23 protein-coding genes and 1 riboswitch are annotated in these 24,327 nt (G+C 58.0%); of the genes, 13 read left to right on the forward strand and 10 right to left on the reverse strand.

The window, feature by feature from the left end:
- Nucleotides 1–283: 283 nt before the first annotated feature.
- A riboswitch (cyclic di-GMP riboswitch) is annotated at nucleotides 284–368 on the reverse strand.
- Nucleotides 369–425: 57 nt separating this feature from the next.
- Nucleotides 426–3,023, forward strand: a complete 2,598-nt coding sequence (locus IIA05_01895; protein MCH9025850.1) for a penicillin-binding protein 1A — start codon at nucleotides 426–428, stop codon at nucleotides 3,021–3,023.
- A 64-nt stretch (nucleotides 3,024–3,087) separates the two neighbouring features.
- A complete protein-coding gene (locus IIA05_01900) occupies nucleotides 3,088–3,699 on the forward strand; it encodes a hypothetical protein (GenBank protein ID MCH9025851.1) in 612 nt (203 codons plus the stop codon).
- 29 nt (nucleotides 3,700–3,728) lie between these two features.
- Here IIA05_01900 and IIA05_01905 read toward each other — a convergent pair whose 3' ends face one another.
- The 6 genes from IIA05_01905 to IIA05_01930 form a co-directional block, all read right to left on the reverse strand.
- On the reverse strand, nucleotides 3,729–5,030 hold the full coding sequence (locus tag IIA05_01905) for a citrate synthase (GenBank protein ID MCH9025852.1): 1,302 nt from the start codon (nucleotides 5,028–5,030) through the stop codon (nucleotides 3,729–3,731).
- Nucleotides 5,031–5,349: 319 nt separating this feature from the next.
- Nucleotides 5,350–5,553 carry a 50S ribosomal protein L31 gene (rpmE, locus tag IIA05_01910; protein ID MCH9025853.1) on the reverse strand — a complete coding sequence of 68 codons (204 nt, stop codon included), beginning with the start codon at nucleotides 5,551–5,553 and terminating at the stop codon, nucleotides 5,350–5,352.
- Nucleotides 5,554–6,051: 498 nt separating this feature from the next.
- Nucleotides 6,052–7,248 (reverse strand): radical SAM family heme chaperone HemW, encoded by a 1,197-nt coding sequence (gene hemW / locus IIA05_01915; protein ID MCH9025854.1) that lies wholly within the window; start codon nucleotides 7,246–7,248, stop codon nucleotides 6,052–6,054.
- Complete coding sequence (rdgB, locus tag IIA05_01920; protein MCH9025855.1) at nucleotides 7,249–7,800, reverse strand: RdgB/HAM1 family non-canonical purine NTP pyrophosphatase; 552 nt, start codon at nucleotides 7,798–7,800, stop codon at nucleotides 7,249–7,251.
- 54 nt (nucleotides 7,801–7,854) lie between these two features.
- A complete protein-coding gene (gene rph / locus IIA05_01925; GenBank protein ID MCH9025856.1) occupies nucleotides 7,855–8,577 on the reverse strand; it encodes a ribonuclease PH in 723 nt (240 codons plus the stop codon).
- A gap of 24 nt (nucleotides 8,578–8,601) precedes the next feature.
- Nucleotides 8,602–9,351, reverse strand: coding sequence for a serine/threonine-protein phosphatase (locus IIA05_01930; GenBank protein MCH9025857.1), 750 nt, complete (start codon nucleotides 9,349–9,351; stop codon nucleotides 8,602–8,604).
- A 221-nt stretch (nucleotides 9,352–9,572) separates the two neighbouring features.
- Between IIA05_01930 and IIA05_01935 the strand changes: the two genes are divergently transcribed.
- The 8 genes from IIA05_01935 (at nucleotide 9,573) to ubiA (ending at nucleotide 17,739) form a co-directional block, all read left to right on the forward strand.
- Nucleotides 9,573–10,439: a YicC family protein gene (locus IIA05_01935; GenBank protein ID MCH9025858.1), complete on the forward strand. Its 867-nt coding sequence runs from the start codon at nucleotides 9,573–9,575 to the stop codon at nucleotides 10,437–10,439.
- A complete protein-coding gene (gmk, locus tag IIA05_01940) occupies nucleotides 10,436–11,071 on the forward strand; it encodes a guanylate kinase (protein MCH9025859.1) in 636 nt (211 codons plus the stop codon). Before IIA05_01935 ends, gmk begins: the two co-directional genes overlap by 4 nt.
- A gap of 137 nt (nucleotides 11,072–11,208) precedes the next feature.
- Nucleotides 11,209–11,484: a DNA-directed RNA polymerase subunit omega gene (gene rpoZ, locus IIA05_01945; GenBank protein ID MCH9025860.1), complete on the forward strand. Its 276-nt coding sequence runs from the start codon at nucleotides 11,209–11,211 to the stop codon at nucleotides 11,482–11,484.
- A gap of 22 nt (nucleotides 11,485–11,506) precedes the next feature.
- Entirely contained in the window at nucleotides 11,507–13,657 is a 2,151-nt protein-coding gene (locus tag IIA05_01950) for a bifunctional (p)ppGpp synthetase/guanosine-3',5'-bis(diphosphate) 3'-pyrophosphohydrolase (GenBank protein ID MCH9025861.1), read from the forward strand.
- Between the two features lie 46 nt (nucleotides 13,658–13,703).
- Nucleotides 13,704–14,084, forward strand: a complete 381-nt coding sequence (locus IIA05_01955; GenBank protein ID MCH9025862.1) for a RidA family protein — start codon at nucleotides 13,704–13,706, stop codon at nucleotides 14,082–14,084.
- A gap of 27 nt (nucleotides 14,085–14,111) precedes the next feature.
- Nucleotides 14,112–16,178: an ATP-dependent DNA helicase RecG gene (gene recG / locus IIA05_01960; protein ID MCH9025863.1), complete on the forward strand. Its 2,067-nt coding sequence runs from the start codon at nucleotides 14,112–14,114 to the stop codon at nucleotides 16,176–16,178.
- 86 nt (nucleotides 16,179–16,264) lie between these two features.
- Nucleotides 16,265–16,831, forward strand: a complete 567-nt coding sequence (locus tag IIA05_01965; protein MCH9025864.1) for a chorismate lyase — start codon at nucleotides 16,265–16,267, stop codon at nucleotides 16,829–16,831.
- On the forward strand, nucleotides 16,831–17,739 hold the full coding sequence (gene ubiA / locus IIA05_01970; protein ID MCH9025865.1) for a 4-hydroxybenzoate octaprenyltransferase: 909 nt from the start codon (nucleotides 16,831–16,833) through the stop codon (nucleotides 17,737–17,739). Before IIA05_01965 ends, ubiA begins: the two co-directional genes overlap by 1 nt.
- Nucleotides 17,740–17,805: 66 nt before the next feature.
- Here the strand turns inward: ubiA and IIA05_01975 are convergent, their stop codons facing one another.
- Genes IIA05_01975 through IIA05_01990 form a run of 4 tightly spaced genes read right to left on the reverse strand, consistent with a single transcriptional unit; the run spans nucleotide 17,806 to nucleotide 21,094 of the window.
- Nucleotides 17,806–18,084, reverse strand: a complete 279-nt coding sequence (locus IIA05_01975) for a hypothetical protein (protein ID MCH9025866.1) — start codon at nucleotides 18,082–18,084, stop codon at nucleotides 17,806–17,808.
- A 59-nt stretch (nucleotides 18,085–18,143) separates the two neighbouring features.
- On the reverse strand, nucleotides 18,144–19,730 hold the full coding sequence (locus IIA05_01980) for a GMC family oxidoreductase (GenBank protein ID MCH9025867.1): 1,587 nt from the start codon (nucleotides 19,728–19,730) through the stop codon (nucleotides 18,144–18,146).
- A gap of 3 nt (nucleotides 19,731–19,733) precedes the next feature.
- A complete protein-coding gene (locus IIA05_01985) occupies nucleotides 19,734–20,324 on the reverse strand; it encodes a hypothetical protein (protein MCH9025868.1) in 591 nt (196 codons plus the stop codon).
- A gap of 35 nt (nucleotides 20,325–20,359) precedes the next feature.
- On the reverse strand, nucleotides 20,360–21,094 hold the full coding sequence (locus IIA05_01990; GenBank protein MCH9025869.1) for a ComF family protein: 735 nt from the start codon (nucleotides 21,092–21,094) through the stop codon (nucleotides 20,360–20,362).
- A 249-nt stretch (nucleotides 21,095–21,343) separates the two neighbouring features.
- On the opposite strand from IIA05_01990, the gene bioC reads away from it, so the two are divergent.
- The 3 genes from bioC to coxB all read left to right on the forward strand — a co-directional run bounded on the left by bioC (nucleotide 21,344) and on the right by coxB (nucleotide 24,322).
- On the forward strand, nucleotides 21,344–22,225 hold the full coding sequence (bioC, locus tag IIA05_01995) for a malonyl-ACP O-methyltransferase BioC (protein ID MCH9025870.1): 882 nt from the start codon (nucleotides 21,344–21,346) through the stop codon (nucleotides 22,223–22,225).
- Nucleotides 22,226–22,230: 5 nt separating this feature from the next.
- Nucleotides 22,231–22,917, forward strand: coding sequence for a dethiobiotin synthase (bioD, locus tag IIA05_02000; GenBank protein MCH9025871.1), 687 nt, complete (start codon nucleotides 22,231–22,233; stop codon nucleotides 22,915–22,917).
- Nucleotides 22,918–23,164: 247 nt separating this feature from the next.
- Nucleotides 23,165–24,322 carry a cytochrome c oxidase subunit II gene (coxB, locus tag IIA05_02005; protein MCH9025872.1) on the forward strand — a complete coding sequence of 386 codons (1,158 nt, stop codon included), beginning with the start codon at nucleotides 23,165–23,167 and terminating at the stop codon, nucleotides 24,320–24,322.
- Nucleotides 24,323–24,327 lie beyond the last annotated feature (5 nt).

Consider the following 24,327-nt stretch of genomic DNA (forward strand, 5'->3'; position numbering starts at 1 on the left):
GATAGACCAGCACATTAAGTTATGCAACTGGCGATATCCTAGAGCATCCGCCGCCATCTGAACGTGACTTTGCTCACATTATGACAAAGACCGTATCGCCGCCCATCCGGTCCCGTCCCTGAGGCCGGATGCGGTATACTCCCGCCTCGGCCAAGGCCGGTCACCCACCGAACAAACAGCGGGTTTGTGCAAAACATTACGCTTGGTTACTGGCCGCGAACGAATGAGTCCTGGAAAATGCCGGGCGGCCTGGTAGAAGTCGGAGAAAGCCCACTGATTCCTGACCGGCAACCCCGCTGTCTTAGGCTGATTCCTTTAGACCGGTGGCTTTGCGTCCCCACCTTTCAGTGAGTTTGCCTGCATTATGCGGTCTTAATATGCATAATCAGGTCTTATAAAGCAAGGACTTAAGCCAGTTACTTAGTATGAAGCATTATCAACGAATCCTTTTCCTGGCCGCCAGTTCGGCGATCGTCGGCAGCTTCGTTTTCCTGATGGCCGGAGTCTCCGCTTACCTGTACCTGGCGCCCGGTCTTCCGGACGTCATTTCTCTGCGCGATGTGCGTCTCCAGGTGCCGCTGCGGGTATACAGCCGGGATGGCCGGCTGATATCCCAGCTTGGCGCCCAGCGGCGTATCCCGGTGGCCTTTCAAGACATTCCGCAGGACATGGTCAACGCGTTCCTGGCAGCGGAAGACGACCGTTTTTTCGAGCACCCCGGCGTCGACTACCAGGGCTTGGTGCGCGCAACGATGATGCTGTTGCTGACCGGCGAAAGACGGCAGGGCGGCGGCACGATCACGATGCAACTCGCGCGAAACTTTTTTCTCACCCGTGAAAGAACTTACATCAGGAAGTTGAAAGAGATATTTCTCGCGCTGCGTATCGAACAACAGCTCAACAAACAGGAAATCCTCACTCTCTACCTGAATAAAATTTTTCTCGGGCAACGAGCATACGGTGTCGGTGCCGCGGCAGAGGTGTATTTTGGCAAGACCTTGAAGGAGCTGCAGTTGGCTGAAATAGCGATCATCGCCGGTCTGCCAAAAGCGCCTTCATCCGATAACCCGGTCAGCAACCCGGAGCGCGCCGGCAGCAGGCGCGGCTATGTCTTGCGGCGCATGCTCGAGGTCGGTTACATCGAGCAAGCCGAAGCCGACGCGGCCGCCGCCATACCGATCGAGTCCCGCGTTCACGGTCCAGCCGTCGAAGTGGACGCGCCTTATGTCGCGGAGATGGTGCGCAGCGAATTGCTGGCCCTCAATCTGGCCGATATATATACGGCCGGCTACCAGGTTACCACCAGTATCGACAGCAGACTGCAAAGAGCGGCTGTTATCGCGCTGCGCCAGGCGCTGCTGGAATACGATGCGCGCCATGGTTATCGTGGTCCGGAGGACCGGCTTACTCTTTTCGACGACACCGACATCGAAGACCAGGTCGGGCAGCCCGAAGACGCCGCGCCCGCCAACGTTTCGCTCGGTGAAATCGAGGACAATGGCCGGTTAGCGCTGGAGCCTGATTCTGAGCATCTGGCCTGGGCTGACGCGCTTGAGGCCTATCCCGAATTCGGCAACCTGTCAGTCGCGCTGGTACTGGCTACAGAGGAACGGCAGGCGGAAGTCTATGTCAGGGATCATGGCGTACTGGTCTTGCCGTGGCAGGCTATGTCATGGGCGAGACCCTATATCGATGACGAACAGCGGGGCGAACCCCCCGAAACGGCTGCCGACATCATCGCGCCGGGCGATGTGATTCGCCTGGTCAGGGTTCGTGAAGGTTGGCGGCTGACGGGCATTCCCGTGGTCCAGGGTGCGCTGATCGCGATGGATCCGCAGGACGGCGCGATCGTCGCGCTGTCAGGCGGCTTCGATTTCTTCGCCAGCAAATACAATCGGGCGGTACAGGCGAAACGTCAGCCGGGTTCTTCGTTCAAACCGTTTATTTTTTCCGCGGCCCTGACCAAAGATTACACGCCAGCGACAATCATCAACGATGCACCGGTCGTTTTTAAGGATGTCGCGCTGGAGGGAACCTGGAGGCCAAGAAACTACAGTGGTAGATTCTTTGGGCCGACACGGATGCGTGAAGCACTGGTCAAATCACGCAACCTGGTATCGATTCGCATACTGGCCGACATTGGCATTTCCCACGCAGTGCGATACATGGCCCGTTTTGGCTTTCCGAGCAGCGTATTGTCGCGCGATCTCTCGCTGGCTCTGGGCAGCGCCACGCTGACCCCATTGCAGATGGTAAGCGCCTACTCGGTTTTTGCGAACGGGGGATTTGCAACGCAGTCTTATCTCATCCAGCGCATCGATGATGCGCGCGGGGCGACGATTTACCAGGCGGACCCGCCACTGGCGTGTATCGAGTGCGAACAAAGCTGGAATCGGCAACAGGCAGACCGCGATCGGGCCCGTGAGCGATCCGGTGCGTCTTCAGCACAGGCCGGCGAGCACATTCGCGAAGAAGCGGAGATCGACCTGGATAAGCTGCCACAGGATCCGCTGATCTACCTGGACCCGTCGCTGGCGGCCGCCAGGGTTATAGAAGCACGCAATGCCTACCTGATTGCCGACATGATGAGAGATGTGATCAGTCGCGGAACCGGTCGCCGCGCACTGGCCCTTGGCCGCCAGGACCTGTCCGGTAAAACCGGCACGACCAACGATGGAGTCGACGTCTGGTTCAGCGGTTATAACTCTCGCCTGGTCGCGACCACCTGGGTCGGCTTCGATAACCCACGACCGTTGGGAGCCGGGGAGGAAGGAAGCCGGACAGCCTTGCCGATGTGGATAGACTTTATGCAGGTCGCCCTGCAGGGGATGCCGAACAGCAAGCTACCGGTGCCGGACGGGCTGATTACCGTACGTATTTCTCCGGTCACCGGCTGCCTTGCCGGTGTCGACGACCCGTCTGCGATCTTTGAAATACTGCCTCGCGAAAAAATTCCCGATTGCGAACCCGGCATCAACGAGGACGAGGATAAGGAAAAACCCGACGAAGAGGATCTCTTCTAGGACTTGCGCTGGCCATCATGGACGATTAACAATCAGCGTATACGCGAACCCCGGAGAAGTCCCGATGGCTCGGCGACAAACCCGCAACGATAATCTCCGTCTGGTCCTGGCCCGGGAGTCGGCGCGCATCATGGCGGAGCACGGAATCGATGATTTTTTGCTGGCCAAGCGCAAAGCAGCTGAACGCCTCGGGGTAACCGAACGCGCGGCGTTGCCGGGAAATCAGGAGATAGAAATCGCGTTGAGCGAACACTTGAGACTCTTTGCCGGCCAGACCCATGAGCATCATCTGCAGACCTTGCGCGAGGTCGCGCTGGGCGCAATGTGGAATTTCAATCAGTTTCAGCCAAAGCTCGCCGGCCCCGTCCTCAATGGTACGGCGACTCCGCACTCCGACATTACCCTGCACCTGTTTGCCGATCCGGCCGAGCTGGTTGCCATGCGGTTGATGGCGCTGCATGTTTCCTATGCCATCGGCGAGCGCCAAATCCGTTTCGCCGACCGCATCGAGGAATACCCGGTTTACGGTTTTGAAGAGGACCAGGTCCAGATCGAGATGACAGTATTTCCCGGCATCATGCTGCGCCAGGCGCCAAAATCGCCGGTAGACGGAAAATCGATGCGCCGGGCGGGCATTGCTGAGCTGCAGAACCTGATCGAAGCTTGCCAGGCCTGACGGCCTGACCCTGCCCGGCCTGGCAAGATTCAGATGCGCTTGCTCAGTGGCGCCACGTCCCGTTTTTCCACGCCGACATAAAGCTGTCTTGGCCTGCCGATCTTGCCTTTGGAATCGGCGATCATTTCCTGCCAATGAGTCACCCAGCCAACCGTGCGGGCGATCGCGAACATCACGGTAAACATCGATGTGGGAATGCCGAGCGCCCGGTAGATAATGCCCGAATAGAAGTCTACGTTCGGATATAGCTTCTTCTCGACAAAATATTCGTCTTGCACCGCCACCTCTTCGAGCTTCAGCGCCAGGTCGAAAAACGGCGTGTCGATACCATCCATTCTGCCCAGCACTTTGTGCGCCATTTTCCTGATCAGGGTCGCTCTCGGATCGAAGTTCTTATAGACCCGGTGGCCGAATCCCATCATCCGGAAGGGATCGTCACGATCCTTGGCCTTGGCTATGTATTTAGGGATGTTTTCCACGCTGCCGATTTCCTCGAGCATATTCAGAACCGCCTCGTTGGCGCCGCCATGAGCGGGTCCCCAAAGCGCCGAAATACCCGCGGCAATCGCAGTATACGGGTTGGTACCGGAACTCCCCGCAAGGCGCACTGTTGAGGTACTGCAGTTCTGCTCGTGATCCGCATGCAATATGAACAGCAAATCGAGCGCTTCCGCCATGACCGGGTCAACCCGGTATGTCTCGCAAGGAACCGCAAAAAACATATTGGCCAGGTTAGTGCAATAATCCATATCGTTGCGGGGATAGATGAATGGCTGCCCTAGCGAGTGTTTATAAGCGGCGGCAGCGATAGTCGGAATCTTGGCAATTATCCGGTGGGCGAATATATCCCGGTGCCGGGGATTATCGATATCCATGCTGTCGTGATAAAAAGCGGCCATCGAACCCACGATGCCGGACACCATTGCCATCGGATGTGCGTCATAGTGGAAACCATCGATAAACCGCAGCAGGCTCTCGTGCACCATCGTGTGATGGCCTATGGAATAAACGAAGTCGTCGAGTTGCTGTTGATTGGGCAACTCGGCGTAAAGCAGCAGATAGGCAACCTCCAGGAAACTGCAATTGCCGGCAAGCTGGTCCACCGGGTAACCGCGATACAGCAAAACGCCTTTCTCGCCATCGATGAAGGTAATCTTGCTCTCGCATGAAGCGGTCGCGACAAAACCTGGGTCAAAAGTAAAAATGCCTGCCTTTTTGTAAAGCGGAGCAATACTGATGACATCCGGTCCTATGGTTCCCGTCCTGACTTCCAACTCCAGACCATCCTTGTCGATGCCGGGTCCGGTAAGCCTATAGCCGTTGTCACTCATATGGACTCCTGTTTCAATGTGGGGCTGCCGGTGCCCCCTGTATGCCTTCACAGACCGGACCGGCGAAAAAACCACATCGAAAATGCCGCCAAGACAAAACCTGCAACAGCCGCCGCGTGTGAGCGCAGACCGGCGAGCGTAGCGAGCGAACTGCTTCCACTGACTATGTTTCTATAGCAGCAGCCAGCATTTTATTATAGGGCAGTGCAGCCTGGTCTGACCAGCATGGGCCCGGCCGCGGAAAGATGAAAGCCGGGCGCACAGCCAGCCAAAAAAACGGGCGCCGTAGCGCCCGTCTTGCAACTGTCCAAACCCGAGTTTAGCCCATTCCGTACTTACGGCGGAATTTGTCGACGCGACCGCCAGTATCGATGATCTTCTGTTTGCCCGTGTAAAACGGGTGGCATTTCGAACACACTTCTATGTGCAGTTCACCAGGCATTGTTGAACGGGTCGAAAAGGTATTGCCGCAACTGCAGGTTACGTTCATTTCATTGTATTCGGGATGGATATCGGCCTTCATGGCGAAACCTCTGTCAAACGCCCCAGGTCATACCCTGGCGCCGGGAAAAACGGGCCGTGCAGTGTACTTAGCGCCGACCGCCTTGGCAAGGCTCTCAGCAACGGATTTCCGGAGCCCAATGACCCGATAGACCTTATTCCTCTGTAATTCAGCATCTTATACATTTCGGCAGACAGAAGTCTTTAACTTTTTCACTTTAACCAGCAGTTCTAAAAAGAATTCTGTCTTATCCACAAAATCTGTGCATAACTTTGTGGATGAATTGTTGCTGCAGTCGATTTAAGAGCCAAAAAAAGGCATTCCAATCAAATTGGCGAATTCTTAACCATTTATTTTTTATCTTTTATATTCAATAGCTTACAATTTTGTCTCGCGGATCCGTGTTATCTGATTGGCAACAAGCGGGCGTTGCCGAGATAAATATTCACAAGTGTGCATAAGTTACGCGGTGCAGCATGAAACCCGGTCCATTTTTCGCTCAGCCAGACCCAAAAAAACCTATAAAAAACCGTGGCTTTCACCGTTTCCGGTCCTGGCCCGCCCGCTGTCTTCCCGGCCATCGGGCAGGAAAATGGCGACCAGATTATCGCGAAAATTCAGACCAATCTCACTGGGGCGGCAGTGAGACCCGCTGATCAGCAGCAACCCCTTATCGACGGCTTCGCGCAACGACGGAGCGCAAAATGCGCGATCCAGCCCGGTCCTCTCGCAGAGCAAGTCGGTCGAAAATCCTTGCTCGAGTCGCAGTGCGTTCAGCATGAACTCAAACAGCTTTTCTTGCGCGGTCAATATTCGAGTTCCTTCGATCGGATCGGCAGCAGCCATATAGGCCGCCGGATGACGCAAGCGCCAGTCTCGTCTCACGCCGTTGCCGCCACTGAGCTTGCCGTGAGCACCCGCCCCCAGACCCAGGTAATCGGCGAAGGTCCAGTAGTTGAGGTTGTGACGGCAGCGCCGGCCTGCCTGCGCGAAGGCCGAGACCTCATAATGCTCAAAACCTGCTTCGGCCAGCGTGTTCTGGCACTGTTGCTGCATTTCCCAGCAGCGGTCGTGGCTGGGGAGTTTGGGTGGTTTGGCGGCGAACAATGTGTTTGGCTCAAGCGTTAACTGGTAGTGGGAAATATGGGCCGGCGCCAGGCCGATCGCCTGCGCCACGTCATCCACGGCCTGAGCCGACGACTGGCCCGGCAGACCATACATCAGGTCCAGGTTGAAATTATCGAGTCCCGCCTTTTCCAGTTCGCGTACAGAACTGATGGTCTCGGCCGCACGGTGAATCCGCCCCAGGGCTTGCAGTTTTTCGTCGTCAAAACTCTGCGCCCCCAGCGAAACACGGTTGATTCCAGCTGCCCGGTAGTCTGCAAACGCGCCACGTTCTATCGTTCCCGGGTTCGCCTCCAGCGTTATCTCGATATCCGGCTCCAATGGCAGCAGGCCGGCCACCTTGTCCAGGAACGCCGCAAGCCCGCTTGCCGAAAACAGGCTGGGTGTGCCGCCGCCAAAAAATATACTTTGCAGCGGCCGGCGGCCGAGTTCGCCCACGCTACGTTCCAGATCCCTGGTCAGCGCTGCCAGGTAAGCCTGCTCGGGCAGGCTGCCCTTTAATGCGTGTGAATTGAAGTCACAATATGGGCATTTGCTGATACACCAGGGCAAATGCACATACAGCGATAACGGCGGTACTTTTTCCACGATCTAGCGTTCCATCCATGCGGGAAGCTGCCTGACCAACATCGCCAATGCTCGCCCCCGGTGGCTGATCCGGTTTTTTTCCGCCGCGCTCAGTTCCGCCGACGTGCACCGCATACCGCCTACCAAAAATAACGGATCGTAACCGAAGCCGTTTTCGCCCCTCGGCTGCTCGACTATCCTGCCCTCCCAGCCGGCATGGCTAATCAACGGCACCGGATCGTCCGGGCGCCGCAAAAAAACGATGACGCACTGAAACCTGGCGGTACGTTTTTCAGCAGGAATTCCGGCCAGCCGAGACAATAACAGTCGGTTGTTGGCCTGGTCGTCTCGGTCATCCCCGGCATACCTCGCCGAATAGATGCCTGGCGCACCATGCAACGCGTCGACTTCCAGACCCGAGTCATCGGCCAGGGCAGGCAGGCCACTATGTCTGGCTGCGTTCCTGGCCTTGAGGATCGCGTTTTCGACAAAGCTGAGCCCGGATTCCTCGACCTCAGGCACCGCAAACTCGGACTGCGGAACCACCTTGATACCCAGCGGCACGACAATTTCCATGATCTCGGCGAGTTTGCCCCGATTGCCGGTCGCCAGCACCAGTTTTGACACGGCTCAGTCCGTCTGCCGCAAAGACTTCGTCTGCACTGACAGCACGGACTTGATGCCGTCTGCCGCCAGGTCAAGCAGCCTGTCCAGTTCGCCGCGACGAAAAGCGTGGCCTTCGGCGGTGCCTTGCACCTCGATGAACGCCCCGGCTTCGTTCATCACTATATTCATATCGGTTTCGGCGTCTGAATCTTCTTCATAATCCAGATCCAGTATGGGTTCGCCCCGATAAATACCCACTGAGGTCGCAGCCACCTGGCCATGCACAGGGTTGCATGAAAGATTTTCATTCTTCATCAGCCAGTCAACCGCATCTACCAGCGCCAGGTACGCTCCGGAGATTGCCGTGGTGCGAGTGCCGCCATCGGCCTGCAGCACATCGCAGTCGATCGTGATCGTCCTTTCGCCAATTGCGCCCAGATCCATGACCGCGCGCAATGATCGCCCGATCAACCGTTGAATTTCCAGTGTCCGGCCACTCTGTTTCCCGCGGACGGCTTCTCTGCCATTACGGGTATGCGTTGCCCTGGGCAGCAGACCATACTCAGCGGTCAGCCATCCCTTGCCCGATCCACGCAGCCAGGGCGGAATCCGGTTATCGATGCTGGCCGTGCAAAGAACTTTGGTAGCGCCGCATTCAGCCAGCACCGAACCCTCGGCGTAACATGTAAAGCTGCGGGTAAACCTGAGCTCACGCATTTCATTGTTGGCTCGGCCACTCGGTCGCATGGTTTTCCTCCTAGCCCGGTTTGCTCATGAATCGCCGTCCGGCCCGACTCGCAGGACCGCCACCGTGGTGTTGTCGCTCCACGGAGAACATGCATCGATAGCGGCATAGGACAAAGCTTCCAGGCAGGCCGCGAGGCTGCCTTCGTCGGGCTGGTAAAACGCCGCGATCTCTTCATCGCTGGCCCCGCTCCATAATCCATCCGAACAAGCCAGGATAATGTCGCCGCTTTCCAGCCTGGCTGGAACCGACATACCGAGCTCGGGCAGGGCAGAATCGCCACCCAGGCAACACTCGACAAAATTGCGTAAGGGATGGCTCAGAATCTCTTCCTCCGTTATCACGCCATCCTGCAGCAGCACTTCTACATGACTATGGTCGCGTGTGCGCGCCAACACCCGGTCATCCCGCAGATGATAAACACGGCTGTCGCCTACATGCGCCCACAAGGCGCTGTCTTGCTGGATCAAACAGATCGCACAGGTGGCCCTCGGCCGGTGTTCTGACTGCATGCTTTCGCCCAGATTAACGACGGCATCATGGGCCTTCAATATGCATCGACCCAGAAACTCTCTGCCATCTTCGATGGGAAATGATTCCTGCTCGAACTCACGGACAATGGTATCGACTGCGGTCTGCGCAGCCAGCTCTCCTTGCGCATGCCCACCCATGCCATCCACAACGACCAGCAAGGTAGCCTCGCCCGATTTCGCAATGGCTCCTCTGTCCTGGTTATCGTCCCGGTCTCCGGTCAGGCTTATTTCAACAGTCTCCATGGGCTCCCAACTGGATGTTCTGATCGACCGCCCGTTTGTCTCCGGACAGCCGGCGCCTTTATTCTGCTTCGCCAAGCTGGCGATTTCCTCATCTGATAAACTTGCATCGTTTGCTGCTCCCGTTCCCGATCGGGAGAAAACTGAAAAACGATCAGGCATTGTAAACGGCTGGCCTGACAAAGGTAAGATCGGGAAATACCTGATAAAAGGAAAATCAGGCAATGATACGCAGCATGACCGGCTATGCCCGGCTGGAGCGAACCACAAAATACGGAACACTGAGCTGGGAGTTGCGCTCGGTGAATCATCGTTATCTCGACCTGGGATTTCGCATGCCCGATGAGTTTCGTGGCATGGAACCGGCGTTCAGAACCCAGGTCTCGGCAGTGCTCAGGCGCGGCAAGATAGAATGCGGGCTGAGACTGACCGCCTTGGCCGGAACAACGAGCCCGTTGACCATCAATATGCAGGTACTGGACCAGTTGCTGGCCCTCACCCGCGAAATCGCGGAAAAACTGCCCGCGGCTGGCGCCCCAAATCCACTGGAGGTGTTGCGCTGGCCTGGTTTGCTCGGTGAGCCGGAAAAAAACCCTGAACCCACGCAAAAAGCGGCAACCGAACTCCTCGGCGAGACGCTCGCCCAGCTTTCGCAAAACCGGCAGTCGGAGGGCGAGCGCATTCGGAAAATGTTGCTTACGCGGTGCCACGCCATGGACGAAATCATTCAGTTCGTGCGCGAGAAAATGCCTGATGTCATGAGTAATCTGCGTCAGCGGCTGCGTGACCGCATTGCGCAGCTTGCCGAAGAAGTGGATCATGAACGCATCGAAATAGAACTGGCGATACTCGCGCAAAAGTTTGATGTGGACGAAGAAATGGATCGGCTCAGCAGCCATTTGACCGAGGTCCGCAGTACCATCGACCGTAGCGATCCTATTGGACGGCGCCTGGATTTCCTGATGCAGGAGCTAAACCGCGAAGCAAACACCCTGAGCTCCAAATCGCAGGACACAGGGGTCACGCGCGCAGCCGTCGAGCTCAAGGTCTTGATCGAGCAGATGCGCGAACAAATCCAGAACATAGAATGACTGCTGACGATATCGGCCGATTGTTCGTCGTGGCGGCTCCGTCAGGCGCCGGCAAAACAAGCCTGCTGCGCGCGATATTGAAACAGGTCCCGAACGCGGTATTTTCGATTTCCTACACGACCCGGAAAAAGCGTGAACAGGAGAAGGATGACATCGATTATCGGTTCGTTTCCCACAGTGAGTTTCAGCAGATGATCAACGACGGTTGTTTCCTGGAGCACGCCAGAGTTTTCGACCACTACTATGGAACGGCCAGCAAGGAGGTAGATTCGCTGCGCCGCCGGCAACTCGACGTGATACTCGAAATTGACTGGCAGGGCGCAAGACAGGTCAGGGAAAAAATACCTGACAGTGCGAGTATTTTTATACTCCCGCCAACTCGCCAGGCCCTGCAATCCCGCTTGCGAGGCCGCAGCACGGACAGCGATGAGGTGATCAAAAGGCGACTGGCCGATTCTGTTGCAGACATGGGCCATTGGGATGAATTCGATTACATTGTTATTAATGACGATTTCGATACCGGGGTAAACGACCTCCGGGAAATAATCACGGGAAATGGCGACCGGTATCGCCAAAACCGTCCGCAATTCAAAGCGCTGATCGACCGATTGCTGGAACCCGATGTGGCTTAAGTGTATGAATTGGCCAGCCCGCGTATTTCACCAAGGGAGTAAACGCCGGGTGAAATACGCGGGCTGGCGCAACCTTGTCGTTTTCTAGTACACTGAAAGGCCGCTTTATAGCAACCTAACGTGTTTAGAGGACCCTGATGGCAAGGATTACGGTTGAGGATTGTCTGAAAAATGTAGACAACATATTTGATCTGGTATTGATTGCATCCGCCAGAGCCAGGCGGCTGGCCAATGGCGCGGAAGCTTCCCTGGAATGGGAAAACGACAAGCCCACAGTGATGGCTCTGCGAGAAATCGCGGCTGGTCACGTAGGCCCCGAAATCCTGGATGAGTTGGATCAGCAAGATGAAGATCTGCTCGCGGAAATTACCGCCGATGAATCTGCCCCGCCCCCGACCATCATGGGGACCTGAAGCCGAGCGTTAAGTTGGCAACATGGATTACGCCGCTTCTATTCTTGGCCGACTACCCAAGGGGAAGCGTGCGACAGGGGTTAATCAACTCCTGACCAAGCTCGAGGCCTATATGAGCCCCGCGGCTATCGACAACATCATGGTGGCGTATCGCTTTGGCGCTTCTGCTCACAAAGGGCAGAAGCGCGCGTCCGGCGCTCCCTATATCAGTCACCCGGTCGCGGTTGCCACGATACTCGCAGAGCAGCGCATGGACGCGCAGACGATAATCGCTGCGATTTTGCATGACGTTATCGAAGACACTTCCACGGAAAAGGATCAGCTCGAGGAGCAGTTTGGCAAGGAGGTCGCCGACCTGGTCGATGGGGTCAGCAAACTGGACCAGCTTCAGTTCCACAACCGGCAACAAGCCCAGGCCGAAAGTTTCCGAAAAATGCTGCTGGCGATGGCCGAGGATATTCGGGTCATCATGATCAAGCTGGCGGATCGAACTCATAACATGCGTACGCTGGGCTCCATGCCGCCGTTGAAGCGGCGGCGAATTGCCCGGGAAACCCTCGATATCTACGCGCCGATCGCCAACCGCCTGGGCATCAACAGCATCAGGCTGGAACTCGAGGATCTCGGCTTTCGCAGCCTCTATCCTTATCGCTACCGCGTCATCGAGAAAACGCTCAAAAAAGCGCTGAGCAACCACAAACAACTGGTCAAGAAAATATCGCAGCGCTTATCGGATGCGCTGGACGAGCTGAAAATAACCGCCGATGTCGGCGGCCGCGAAAAACATATGTACAGCATCTATCGCAAGATGCGGCACAAGGGACGGCCGCTGAGTGAAATTGTCGACATGTTCGGATTCAGAATCATTGTGGACGATGTCGATACTTGCTACCGGGTCCTCGGGATGGTGCATCGGCTGTATAAGCCCATGCCAGGTCGTTTCAAGGACTACATCGCGATCCCTCGAATCAACGGATATCAGTCCCTGCACACGACCCTGTTCGGCCCGGACGGCATCCCGCTGGAAGTCCAGATTCGAACCATAGACATGGATCGGGTGGCTGAATCGGGGATCGCCGCTCACTGGCTATACAAATCAGACGACTCCGGCAACGAACCCGCAAATGCGAGTACCCGTGAGTGGCTGGCAAGACTGGTGGAGCTCGAACACGACGCCGATTCCGAAGAGTTTCTCGAAAACGTCAGGGTCGATCTGTTCCCCGACAAGGTTTACGTCTTTACGCCGCGTGGCGATATCATGCGCCTGCCGATGGGTTCTACGGCTGTCGATTTTGCCTACACCGTGCATACCGATGTCGGTAACCGCTGCGTGGCCGCCAAGGTCGACCGGCGTATGGTGCCGTTGCGCACGCCACTGTTGAATGGTCAGACGGTCGAAATTATCACCGCCAAGGGTGCCCGGCCAAACCCGGCCTGGGTCAACTTCGTTGCGACCGCAAAAGCGCGAAGTGCGATCCGCCAATATTTGAAAAATCTGAAACGCGGTGAAGCGATTGACCTGGGCAAGCGTCTGCTGAGCCATGCCATGGGCGAGTTCAACAAGAAAATTCGCAATGCATCTACCCGCGAAATGAAGGTGTTGCTCGGGGAATTGAACCTGCCTGACCAAAAGTCCTTGTACGAGGAAATCGGCCTCGGCAAGCACCTGGCGCCACTCATTGCCAGGCGGCTGGTCGGTCAGGCGAACGGAACCGCGAAAAAAGACCCCGCTCCGCTGGCCATTGAAGGCACCGAGGGCGTGGTGGTCAGTTACGCGCGGTGCTGCTACCCGGTTCCGGGCGATTCGATTATCGGCTTTCTCAGTTCGGGAAAGGGTATCGTCATCCATCGCGACACCTGCGGCAACCTGACCGAATACCGGAAACAGCCAGACAAGTGGATCTCGGTAAACTGGAAAGAAAATGTGCAGCGCCAGTCGATGGTCGAACTGCGCGCTGATGTGAACAACAAGACCGGTGTCCTGGCAGCGGTCGCAGCGAATATCTCGGAAACTCACAGTAATATAGACTCGGTATCGGTTGTCGAAAGGGATGAAGACACCGTTACCTTGATTTTTCATTTGCAGGTACGCGACCGCGTGCAACTGGCCCAGGTAATGCGCAGCATCCGGAGCATGCCAGATGTGCTCAGCGTCAGCCGCAGCTGCGCTTAAGACCCCATCGCCGGGTGGCCGGCTCATGCCAATACAAGGAAGACGCATGGAACGCAAATCAATCAGTACGGCCAATGCGCCGGCAGCAATAGGCACCTACTCCCAGGCCATACTCAGCGGTAACACGGTTTACCTGTCCGGGCAGGTACCCCTGGTGCCGGAAACCATGCAAATGCTGGACGGCGATATCGAGGCATCCATTCACCAGGTATTCAAGAACCTCAAAGCCGTCTGTGAGGCTGCCGGGGGCTCGCTGGACGATATCGTGAAACTGAATGTGTTTCTGACCGATCTTGGCTGCTTTGACAGCGTCAACAAGATCATGGCCATCTATTTCAGCGAACCGTACCCGGCCCGCGCCGCCATCGGCGTTGCCGCATTGCCCAAAGGTGCGGAAGTCGAAATGGACGCCATCCTGGTACTGTGAACCACAGGGAACGTGGCCAATAAACCCATCGAACTGGGATCCGTGCAACAGCTGCATGGTGTCGGCCCGCATCTCGCCGCCCGTTTGCAAAAACTGGGTATCCAAAGGGTGCAGGATTTGCTGTTCCTGCTGCCGCTGCGCTATGAGGATCGCACGAAAATTATTCCCATCGGCGGTTTGCGCCCCGGTCAGCGCGCCGTCGTGGAAGGTGAAATTCAGCTAACCGAGGTCGTCTATCGCGGCCGCAGAAACCTGCTTTGCCGAATCAGCGATGGCACCGGCGGCCTGACCCTTCGGTTTTTCCACTTTTCGAAAGCCCAGCAAGACGGCCTCGCCCGTGGCAAGCGCATTCGCTGTTTTGGCGAGACCCGGCCAGGCACCGGCGGGCTGCAGATGATACACCCCGAATATCGCCTCCTCGGAGACACCGATTTGGCGACCGATGACACGCTGACCCCGATTTATCCGACCACCGAAGGGCTGGGGCAGGGCAGGCTGAGAAAGCTGAGCAGGCAGGCGCTGGGCCTGGTTGCCGCCGCCGGACTCGAGGAATGGCTGCCCGAGAGAATCCTGGAGGCCATGAAATTTCCCGGTTTGCTGGCGGCGCTAACCGTACTCCATCAGCCACCGGCCGATACCGATTTGCAGGCGATACAGGAGGGGAGGCATCCGGCGCAGCGGAGAATGGCGTTTGAAGAATTGCTGGCTCAACACCTGAGCCTGCGAAGGTTGCGCCAGAAAATCCGCAGCGAACCGGCAGCAGCGCTGGTGGACCCGGGGACGGCAGTTGCCGATTTCATTGCCTCCTTATCCTATACACTCACCGGCGCGCAGCAACGGGTAATTGCGGAACTGCTCGAAGACCTGGCAAAAGAAAAACCGATGATGCGCCTGGTGCAGGGCGATGTCGGGTCTGGGAAAACGGTGGTTGCGGCAGTGGCGACCGTCTGTGCCGCTGCCTGTGGCAGGCAGTCCGCGGTCATGGCGCCAACCGAATTGCTCGCCGAACAGCACGCCGAAAACTTCCGCCAGTGGCTCGAACCAATGGGACTGGAAACCGCGCTCCTGACCGGCAGGATCAAGGGCAAAGCACGGCAACGATTGCTGACAAGAATAGCGGACGGCCAGGTGCGAATCGTCGTGGGCACCCACGCCCTGTTTCAGGAAAGCGTCGCCTTCGATCGCCTTGCGCTGATCGTTGTCGATGAACAGCATCGCTTCGGCGTACATCAAAGACTGGCGCTAAGGGAAAAAGGCGACCGCCAGGGCCACTGCCCGCACCAGCTGATCATGACCGCCACACCCATACCCAGAACCCTGGCGATGACAGCCTATGCAGATCTCGATGTATCGGTGATCGACGAATTACCGCCCGGGCGCAGACCGGTGACCACGGTCGCCATGCCCGAGTCGAGGCGGCATGAGTTGGTGAGCAGTATCCGTGACGCGTGCCTGGCCGGCCGCCAGGCATATTGGGTATGTCCCTTGATAGAGGAATCCGCTGTGCTGGATTACGAAGCGGCAGAGAAAACGGCGGCCATGCTGGCGGAAGCGTTGCCAGAATTGTCGCTTGGCCTGGTTCATGGGCGCATGAAATCGAAGGACAAGCATCGCGTGATGCAGGCTTTCAAAAAAGGCGAGATCCACCTGTTGGTTGCGACGACGGTCATCGAAGTCGGAGTCGATGTCCCGAACGCCAGCCTGATGATTATCGAAAATGCGGAGCGCATGGGGCTGGCGCAACTGCATCAGTTGCGCGGCAGGGTCGGTCGGGGCAGCGAGCAAAGCAGTTGCTTGCTGCTGTACAAGCCTCCGCTGACCGCGTTGGCAAAACAGCGCCTTGCGGTACTTCGGGAAACCAGTGACGGGTTCAAAGTCGCCCAGGCCGATCTCGACCTGCGCGGGCCCGGTGAATTGCTGGGCACCCGACAGACCGGGTTGATGCAGATGCGCATCGCCGACCTGATGCGCGATGCCGACCTGTTGCCCGAGGTACACAAGACCGCGACTTTCATGCTGAAGGAGCGGCCGGATGCGGTCGATGGTCTGATTCGACGCTGGGTTGGCGAAGCCGATCGCTTCGGCAAGGTCTGAAACCACAACGGCTAATGGGAAAGACGGTATGCTCGGCAAGGCCGCACGCCTTACAATGCGGAACCGGCGGGCGAAACGGATAAACAGTGGACAAGGATCTGGCAAGCAAAATCTCGGTACCGGATTACGAAGCCTCACAGTGGTTGCTGGCCGGGGAATTTCCCATGGACCAGGTGCCGGCGGGACTGCGGCGCTGGCTTGATTCCGGCGGCATGCTGACGCGGCGGCTGAAAAAATGTTGCGGGCCGGGTTTTCGCCTGCGCTTGCTCGAGCAAAGGCCGGCAACGACAAACGAGCTAAACGGCGGCGGCCTGTGCCGAGAGGTTTCGCTCGAGTGCGGACCATTGCGCACGATTTTCGCCCGCAGCCTGATTCCCTCGCTCACCTTGACGGCTCATCCCTGGCTGGCGGAACTTGCGGAGAATCCCCTGGGCGAGACGCTGGCGGAAAAACCCAACATGAAACGCAGCGGATTCAGTTTCGCGATCGTCAGTCCGGGTCAGCCGTTGTATGCGGCCGCGTTGCCACCGGGTGCGGAAACCCCACCGGTCTTGTATACGCGGCGCTCCGAATTTCGCCTGGACCACCAACCGCTATGGGTGTGTGAAGTGTTCCTGCCGACAATCTGCCTTTGCCAGGAAAGCCGCGGCTGATGGGTACCCCGCTGACGAGGCTCAAGCAGATCCAGTGGCGGTGGTGGCTGGCCCAGCTCAGGGAGTACGCATTGTTGATGCGCCTCGACAAGCCCATCGGCACCTTGCTTTTGTTGTGGCCCGCCTTGTGGGCGTTATGGCTCGCAGGTCAGGGGCGACCCGATCCAAGGATTTTCGTTATTTTCGTAGGCGGTGTTTTCCTGATGCGCTCGGCAGGTTGCGTCATCAATGATTTTGCAGACCGAAAAGTGGACCCGCATGTTGCGAGGACCAAGAACCGTCCTCTGGCGGCGGGCCGGGTCAGCCCGCAGGAAGCGCTGATGCTCGCGGGCGGCCTCGCACTGGTGGCGCTCGGCCTGGTGCTGATGCTCGACCAGCAGGCATGGATGTGGGCAGTGCCGGCCGCGGCCATTGCCGGCGCCTATCCGTTCCTGAAGCGCTATACGAATTTTCCGCAATTTTATCTCGGGATCGCTTTTTCGTGGAGCATACCGATGGCGTACGCCGCCCAGACCGGCGGGGTAACGCGGATCACCTGGTTGCTGTTTATCGCCAACCTGTCCTGGGTCGTCGCATACGATACGCAATACGCGATGGTCGACAAGAAAGACGACCTGCGCATCGGCGTCAAATCGACGGCGATTGCTTTTGGCGATCTCGACCGGCTCTGGATCGGCGTATTCCAGGGCTTGTGCCTGCTGACTTTGTACCTGGTTGGCAACAGCACAGACCTGGGAGGCTGGTTCAATCTTGGTCTCGTTGCCGCCGGGCTGATGTTCGGATGGCAACAATACCTGACCCGGCATCGCGAGCCGGACGCCTGTTTCCAGGCATTTCTACACAACCGTTATGTCGGCGCCTCGGTGTTTGGCGGTCTCATCCTGCATTACACCTTCATCCCCGTCTAGCCTGCTTTTTATAACCGGGTCCCTCGTGGATCCAGACATCGGAGTGACCTTGTTTTTATGGGTTCCTTAGCCCCGGGATTTTTTTATCGCGGCGCGGGCTTCGCTGGCCAATTCATAACAGCGCTCGTGCTTATCGGCCAGTTGCATGGCTTTTGCCGCGGTCAGCAAGCCGACCGCCTTGGCAAGGCTGATCGTGCCATCGACACCGGCCGCCTCCGCCAGGTCCAGTTCCGCCCAGCCGCGGGACAGCTCGTCGGGGCAGGTCTCGGTGAACGGCCTGGACCCGGCGCAGCCAGCCAGGAGACCGCAACACAGCAGTGCAAGACTGTTATTTTTACTCAGCATCGAAAATCTCACTTAAGGGCGGGGGAAATGGGGCGATCATTATTACTCTATTTTCGAACTCACGGCATCTCCGCCAACGCACCGGGCTTCAGCTCGCGTACCAGCCCGGTTGTGATGCGGGCCGAGTGAGCAAATATCGATAGCTGTGGGTTCGCGCCGACGCTGGTTGGAAAAACGGAACCATCGACAACCGTCAGGTTATCGAGCTGATGATGCCTGCCACTGGCAGCAATCACCGACTCGCGCGGATTCACCCCCATGCCGCACCCGCCCATCAAATGCGCGCTGAACAAAGCCACTTTGTAAGGCGCCAGCGGCAAACGGTCGATCTGCGCCATGACGCGTGCAAGGCTGGTATCGAATTCGCCATCGAGATGACCGGGCATCACCTCGCGTGCCCCGCCGGCAAACTGGATCTCGGCCATCGCGTGCCAGCCCCGGCGTACGCCATCCCAAAGATGCTCGTTGAGCGGATAATCCAGGATGCCCCGACCATCGCCCTGGAGCTGCACCTCGCCACCCGGGCTTTGTTCATCGAAGCCGTCACGTTGCAGCGCAATCAATATATTGAGCCTCGGCAACTCCTGCATGCCCGCCGCAAGCTTCCGGCCGTGCCAGCCGAGAATGCCGGCGGCGAGCCCCGGGTGTATCGGCGGCACCTCTAGCTTGAACCCGGCCGGACCCTCGGCGCCGTCAGGCCACTGATAGTGATCGCTGTAAATGCTTTGTGGCGCACCATAGTACCCATCCACCGCCGACGGCATGCGGGCGAGGCTGGTGCTGGTCGGATGTAAAAAGCTGCGCTTGCCGAGCACGCGGTAGGGATCGGGCGCGGCAGAACGCATCAGCAGCGCCGGAGTGTGGATCGCTCCACCGGCAAGCAAATACTGTTTTGCCCGGATCCGCAGGGTCACGCCGGTCGGATTGATGCTTTTCGCATCCAGTGCCTGGGCAATCAAACTTTCGACCCGGTCGCGCCGGATTTCCAGCTTCCACGCACGGGTTCGGACATAGAGACTGGCGCCGTATTCGAGCGCGCCGGGGATCGTGGTCACCAGCATCGACTGCTTCGCATCCAGCGGGCAACCCATGCCGCAATAACCGAGATTGGCGCAACCGCTGACGTTGCGGGGAGTAACAGCCCAGTGCAGGCCGAGCCTTGCACACCCCGATCTGAGTACTTCGTTATTGGCATTGGGCGCAACGTCCCACGGTTTGATATTGAATCTGTGCTCCGCCCAGTCGAACCAGGGCGACAGGTTTGCTGCCGATACTTCCGCTAACCCGAATCGATTTGCCCAATACCCGAGGGTCTGGTCGGGGGTACGCAGGCTGGTGGTCCAGTTGACGGTGGTGCCGCCGCCGACCGTCTGTCCGCGGAGGATGGCGATGCTGTGGTCCGCGGTTGTCAGGTTGGCGCCTTCGGCATAGAGGCGGTTATACGCCCGCTGTTCGTGCATATTGAAGTCGCGGCTAAGCTGCAACGGGCCGGTTTCGAGCATAATGACCCGCAGGCCGGACCTGGCCATTAACTCGGCGGCCACCCCGCCGCCCGCACCGGTGCCAACGATGACGACATCCGCCTCCAGCCGTTGATTGCTTTGCAGGCGCGTGCCATCGACCACATGATGATGTGCGGCGATCATCGATCAGACCTTCGCTATGGCGCTGGTTTCAGCCGCCCACGAAGGCGGCCCCGGATAATTCGATTGCCGGTAATTCGCCGGCAGTGCAAACCAGTTGCTTGCGAGCAGCCTGGTCAGCGTGCGGTAAGCCAGGTTGAAGCGGCCAAACGACGATTGGCTCCAGTTATTCAAAAAGGTGTCGATCTCTGCAACAGTTGCCTCGTGCAGCGGTTTCCAAAGACCCGTCAGCAACCAGCGCGTGATTCGAAAATCCAGCGCGGCCAGCAGGCGCGCCAATTGTTCGCGGCTGTCGCTGCTCAGGCTGGAAACGCTGGTTGAAACCGCTGCCAGCAGGCTGTCCAGGCTGTCTTTCCTCGCGCTCGGCTGCGTCGGCAACAACCCATGCAAGACCGCCGGCGCCAACATACGAAGCAGTTGGGTTTCGGCGGCAGCGAGCGGGACTCTCAGCACATTGGCCGAACTGCAGCCGGATACGACACCACCGGTTCCCGCCAACCACGCGGCGCCGGCCAGTCCGCCCAGAAACCGCCTTCGTTGCGGATCGAAGGAACTGCTTTCCCGTGATTCCTGTGCGCTGGTGCGACCACTCATCATCGAAAAATAACGCCGTCTGCTTGCAGCGGCAAGCCTCAGGCCCGGGCCAGGCACCAGACCAGCACCTCTAGCGTACCCTGGCTTTTGAAAGTGCGGGCAAGTTCGGCGCAGGTGCTACCGGTCGTCATGACATCGTCGATGATAATGACCTGCTCCGGAACTGTTTTGGCGCGCAGCGCAAATGCTCTTTGCATATTTTTGTGCCTCTCTTCCGCGCGTAATCCACTTTGCGCCGGGGTATCGCGAACCCGGTTGCACAGCTCGGTGCGAATGGCGAGCGGCCTCATCAGGCCAATCGTACGAGCCAGCTCGGTGGCCTGATTAAAGCCGCGTTGCCATAATCGCCGTCGATGCAAGGGAACCGGCACGATGTTCACCGGCCCGGTCGTGGTTGCGCCTGGCACCGAGGTCAACCGCCCGACGCCGGTGAGATGGTGAGCCAGCAGCCGCCCCAGGACGCGGCCCATGGCCAGGTTTCCGCTGAATTTGAATTGCTGAATCATTTTGTCGATGGGCCAGGCGTAGCGATACGGCGCAATGACCCGTTTGAATGGCGGCCGGTTTTTCTGGCAGGCTCCACAAATCATCGCATTGCAACCTGCCGGCCGGGCGCAAATTACGCAACCATCGGTCAAACGCGGTAAATCGCGATAGCATCCGGCGCACAAATCCAGCGCCGGCGCCGCCATGCCGGGGCCATCGCAAAGGACGCACTTAGGCTGCAAAAAAATGGCCTGCACGCGCAGCAGCTTGCGCGTTATCGCTGACATTCGATGTACCCGCTCAACTGTTGTCCAAAAACCCCCGTGAGTATGTGGTTCGTACGCAGACGCCGACAGTGTCGTATCCACACCGGCGCGGCAGATATTCGTCAGCCGGGACTGAAAACGCGCAGACGGACGCCGCGCCGCCGTGGATCTGCGCCGCCCGTTGCCGATGCAAACCGGGCAGGTATGGAAACACGGGCCGCGAACGGTGAATAATGGACAGACCATGCCAAGCGATGCCTACGACCAACGATGAACAGCCGCCAGGACCGGATTTTCCATCCAGACGCCGCCCGGGTCAGGCAGGCCTTCAATCGGTCTGCAAAAAGCTATGACAACTCGGCGGTTCTCGAACTCGAGGTCATGGAACGCCTGCTGCAAAGGCTGGACCTGGTGCGCCTGGAACCGGAACTGATTCTGGACGCCGGCGCGGGTACCTGCAGGGCGATCCCGAATCTCAGACGCCGCTATCCTGCGAGTCGCATCCTGGCCGTTGATTTTGCCGAGCGGATGGTGGCTGCCGCCCCACCGTCGATCGACGGCCAGCACGCGATCTGTGCCGATCTGGCGAGGCTGCCGTTGCCCGATGACAGCGTCGACCTGGTGTTTTGCAACCTGGCTTTGCCCTGGGTAACCGATATCGACCGGGTGTTCGGCGAATTCTATCGGGTGCTGAAGCCTCGCGGCCTGGTCGGCTTCAGCAGTTATGGTCCGGATACCTTGTATGAGCTGCGCCTGGCCTGGTCGGCAACAGACGCTGGCCGGCGCTTTATGGAATTTCCCGATATGCATAACATCGGTGACGCCCTGGTCCACAGCGGGCTGGCCGAGCCTGTCATGGATGCGGAACATTTTACGCTGACTTACGACAGCGTACGAAATTTGCTGGATGACCTGATCGACACCGGTGCGCAAAATGTGATCCAGGGCACAATGCCGAAGCTTGTCAGCGGGCAGAATGTCCGTGCATTGGCGGATGCCTACGAGGGTTTTCGGCACCAGGGAAAACTCCCCGCCACTTATGAAGTGGTCTACGGGCACGCCTGGGGACCGATCGAAAAAAGAGCGCGGCCGGTTGGTCCGGGTGAGTTCCGAATTCCCGCCAGTGGCATCGGCCTGCGCAGAAAGGACTGAATTCGATGAGTCGGGGACTGTTTATTACCGGAACGGATATCGGTGTCGGCAAGACTCTGATTACCAGCGCGCTGCTCCAGGCATTGGGCGCCGCAGGACATACCACGCTGGCGATGAAACCGATCGCGACCGGTTGCTGGCAGACTGCTGATGGCCTGCGGAGCGAAGACGCGGAAAACCTGATTTCGGCGATGAACCAGGACGCGAGCTACCGGGAAGTCAACCCGGTGGCGCTCGAAACGTCTGCCGAACCGATCGTCTCGGCGATGCGGAACCGGGTTAACTTCACGACCGACGAAATAGCGGCCCAGGCGGTCAGCCTGTCCAGGAGAGCCGACTGGCTGCTGATCGAAGGACCCGGGGGCGTACAAACCCCGATTACCGGCAAGTACACGACGGCGGACCTGGCTCTGGCGATCGGTTTTCCGGTCTTGCTGGTCGTTGGTCTGCGTATCGGCTGCCTCAATCACGCAACTTTGAGCGTTGATTTACTGCAACAGAAAGGGCTCCGGATCGCCGGCTGGATCGGCAATGAGCATGACGGTGCAATGGCCGAACTGGAACCCACTGTGCACACGCTGGAGAAACAAATACCGGCGGATTGCCTGGCAATCATACGCTGGCAGCCCCGCCTGGACCCTCAAAAAATGGCCAGGCAACTGCACCCGGCGGCAAGAAAAATCAGCCGTTGACATAGAGATTCTGTCGTTTCGCCGCTAACCAGCAATGTGCCCCGACCGGGTGGCGGGCCGGCAACATCGCGTACGGTTTTCTTGCACCCAAAATAGGCATCAAGTAGCATTAACGCGTCTTGGGCATGAGCCGCTCCTGACCTATAAACCAAGAAAATCCGCGGCGCGGGTACTGATAATCCAAAGCGGGAGTCAGTCCTGGTGGATTCCTAGGCATCAAAATCGGAAACATAGGGAGTTGGGATTAATGACCAACAGTTCTGGAATCCGCTTGGCCGGAAAAATTACGACGCTTCTTACTCTGATGACTATCGCGCCGGCCGCTTTTGCCGACATGGTACTCAACCTCAGGCGCGGCGTTACCGACATCAGTCAAACCGTTTATGAGCTGCATATGCTGATCCTCTGGGTGTGCGTGGTTATCGCCATCGTGGTGTTTGGCGTGATGATCGTATCCATCATCTTGCACCGGCGCTCGCGCGGAGCCGAGGCGGCTAAATTCTCGCACAGTACGAAAGCGGAACTGATCTGGACGATTATCCCCGTCATTATCCTGGTCTGGATGGCCGTGCCGTCCGCCAAAACCCTGGTGGACATGGAAGACTTTCGTGGCTCCGAAATGACCATCAAAGTCACCGGCTATCAGTGGCGATGGCATTACGAGTACCTGGGGACGGATGTCAATTTCTTCAGCTCGCTCGCCAGATCGAGCAACATAGCCCGTCGGTTCCGCTCCGGCGTGGATCCTTACTCGGTCGAAAACTATTTACTGGACGTAGACAAACCGCTGGTTGTACCAGTCGATACCAAGATTCGCCTGCTGCTCACAGCGAACGATGTGATTCATTCCTGGTGGATGCCAAGCTTCGCCGTCAAAAAAGACGCCATCCCGGGTTTCATCAACGAGATCTGGTTCAAGGCCAATGAAACCGGCACCTATCGCGGGCAGTGCGCCGAGCTTTGCGGAAGAGGCCATGGTTTCATGCCGATCGTTGTCGATGTATTGAGCAAGCAGGATTACGCAGCCTGGATCGATGCGAAAGACGGCGGCGACGCCGTTGCCATGGTTGAATCGACGATTAACGCAGCCGCGGAAGTGCCGACGGTAGCCGAGGAATTGAGCGGTGAGCAACTGTACAACATCAGTTGCAGCGCCTGTCATCAGGCCAACGGCCAGGGTCTGCCACCGGTGTTCCCGAGCTTGGTCGACAGCGCCGTGGTCAATGGCCCGGCAGCGGATCATATCGATATCGTGATGAACGGTCGCGTGGGTACCGCCATGATCGGTTTTTCCACGCAGCTCGGCGATGCGGAGCTGGCCGCCATCATTAACTATGAACGCAACGCCTGGGGGCTGAACAGCGCTGATACCGTCCAAGCCTCGGATATCGCAGCAGCAAGATAAAAATA

The organism is Pseudomonadota bacterium, from assembly GCA_022572885.1.
Taxonomy (GTDB): Bacteria; Pseudomonadota; Gammaproteobacteria; order Steroidobacterales; family MnTg04; genus MnTg04.

Bases quoted from the DNA above. Each gene is read 5' to 3' on its own strand.
- IIA05_01895 (MCH9025850.1), top strand. From the start codon at position 426: ATGAAGCATTATCAACGAATCCTTTTCCTGGCCGCCAGTTCGGCGATC.
- IIA05_01900 (MCH9025851.1), top strand. From the start codon at position 3,088: ATGGCTCGGCGACAAACCCGCAACGATAATCTCCGTCTGGTCCTGGCC.
- IIA05_01905 (MCH9025852.1), bottom strand. From the start codon at position 5,030: ATGAGTGACAACGGCTATAGGCTTACCGGACCCGGCATCGACAAGGAT.
- rpmE (MCH9025853.1), bottom strand. From the start codon at position 5,553: ATGAAGGCCGATATCCATCCCGAATACAATGAAATGAACGTAACCTGC.
- rdgB (MCH9025855.1), bottom strand. From the start codon at position 7,800: ATGGAAATTGTCGTGCCGCTGGGTATCAAGGTGGTTCCGCAGTCCGAG.
- rph (MCH9025856.1), bottom strand. From the start codon at position 8,577: ATGCGACCGAGTGGCCGAGCCAACAATGAAATGCGTGAGCTCAGGTTT.
- IIA05_01930 (MCH9025857.1), bottom strand. From the start codon at position 9,351: ATGGAGACTGTTGAAATAAGCCTGACCGGAGACCGGGACGATAACCAG.
- IIA05_01935 (MCH9025858.1), top strand. From the start codon at position 9,573: ATGATACGCAGCATGACCGGCTATGCCCGGCTGGAGCGAACCACAAAA.
- gmk (MCH9025859.1), top strand. From the start codon at position 10,436: ATGACTGCTGACGATATCGGCCGATTGTTCGTCGTGGCGGCTCCGTCA.
- rpoZ (MCH9025860.1), top strand. From the start codon at position 11,209: ATGGCAAGGATTACGGTTGAGGATTGTCTGAAAAATGTAGACAACATA.
- IIA05_01950 (MCH9025861.1), top strand. From the start codon at position 11,507: ATGGATTACGCCGCTTCTATTCTTGGCCGACTACCCAAGGGGAAGCGT.
- IIA05_01955 (MCH9025862.1), top strand. From the start codon at position 13,704: ATGGAACGCAAATCAATCAGTACGGCCAATGCGCCGGCAGCAATAGGC.
- ubiA (MCH9025865.1), top strand. From the start codon at position 16,831: ATGGGTACCCCGCTGACGAGGCTCAAGCAGATCCAGTGGCGGTGGTGG.
- IIA05_01975 (MCH9025866.1), bottom strand. From the start codon at position 18,084: ATGCTGAGTAAAAATAACAGTCTTGCACTGCTGTGTTGCGGTCTCCTG.
- IIA05_01980 (MCH9025867.1), bottom strand. From the start codon at position 19,730: ATGATCGCCGCACATCATCATGTGGTCGATGGCACGCGCCTGCAAAGC.
- IIA05_01985 (MCH9025868.1), bottom strand. From the start codon at position 20,324: ATGATGAGTGGTCGCACCAGCGCACAGGAATCACGGGAAAGCAGTTCC.
- IIA05_01990 (MCH9025869.1), bottom strand. From the start codon at position 21,094: ATGTCAGCGATAACGCGCAAGCTGCTGCGCGTGCAGGCCATTTTTTTG.
- bioC (MCH9025870.1), top strand. From the start codon at position 21,344: ATGAACAGCCGCCAGGACCGGATTTTCCATCCAGACGCCGCCCGGGTC.
- bioD (MCH9025871.1), top strand. From the start codon at position 22,231: ATGAGTCGGGGACTGTTTATTACCGGAACGGATATCGGTGTCGGCAAG.
- coxB (MCH9025872.1), top strand. From the start codon at position 23,165: ATGACCAACAGTTCTGGAATCCGCTTGGCCGGAAAAATTACGACGCTT.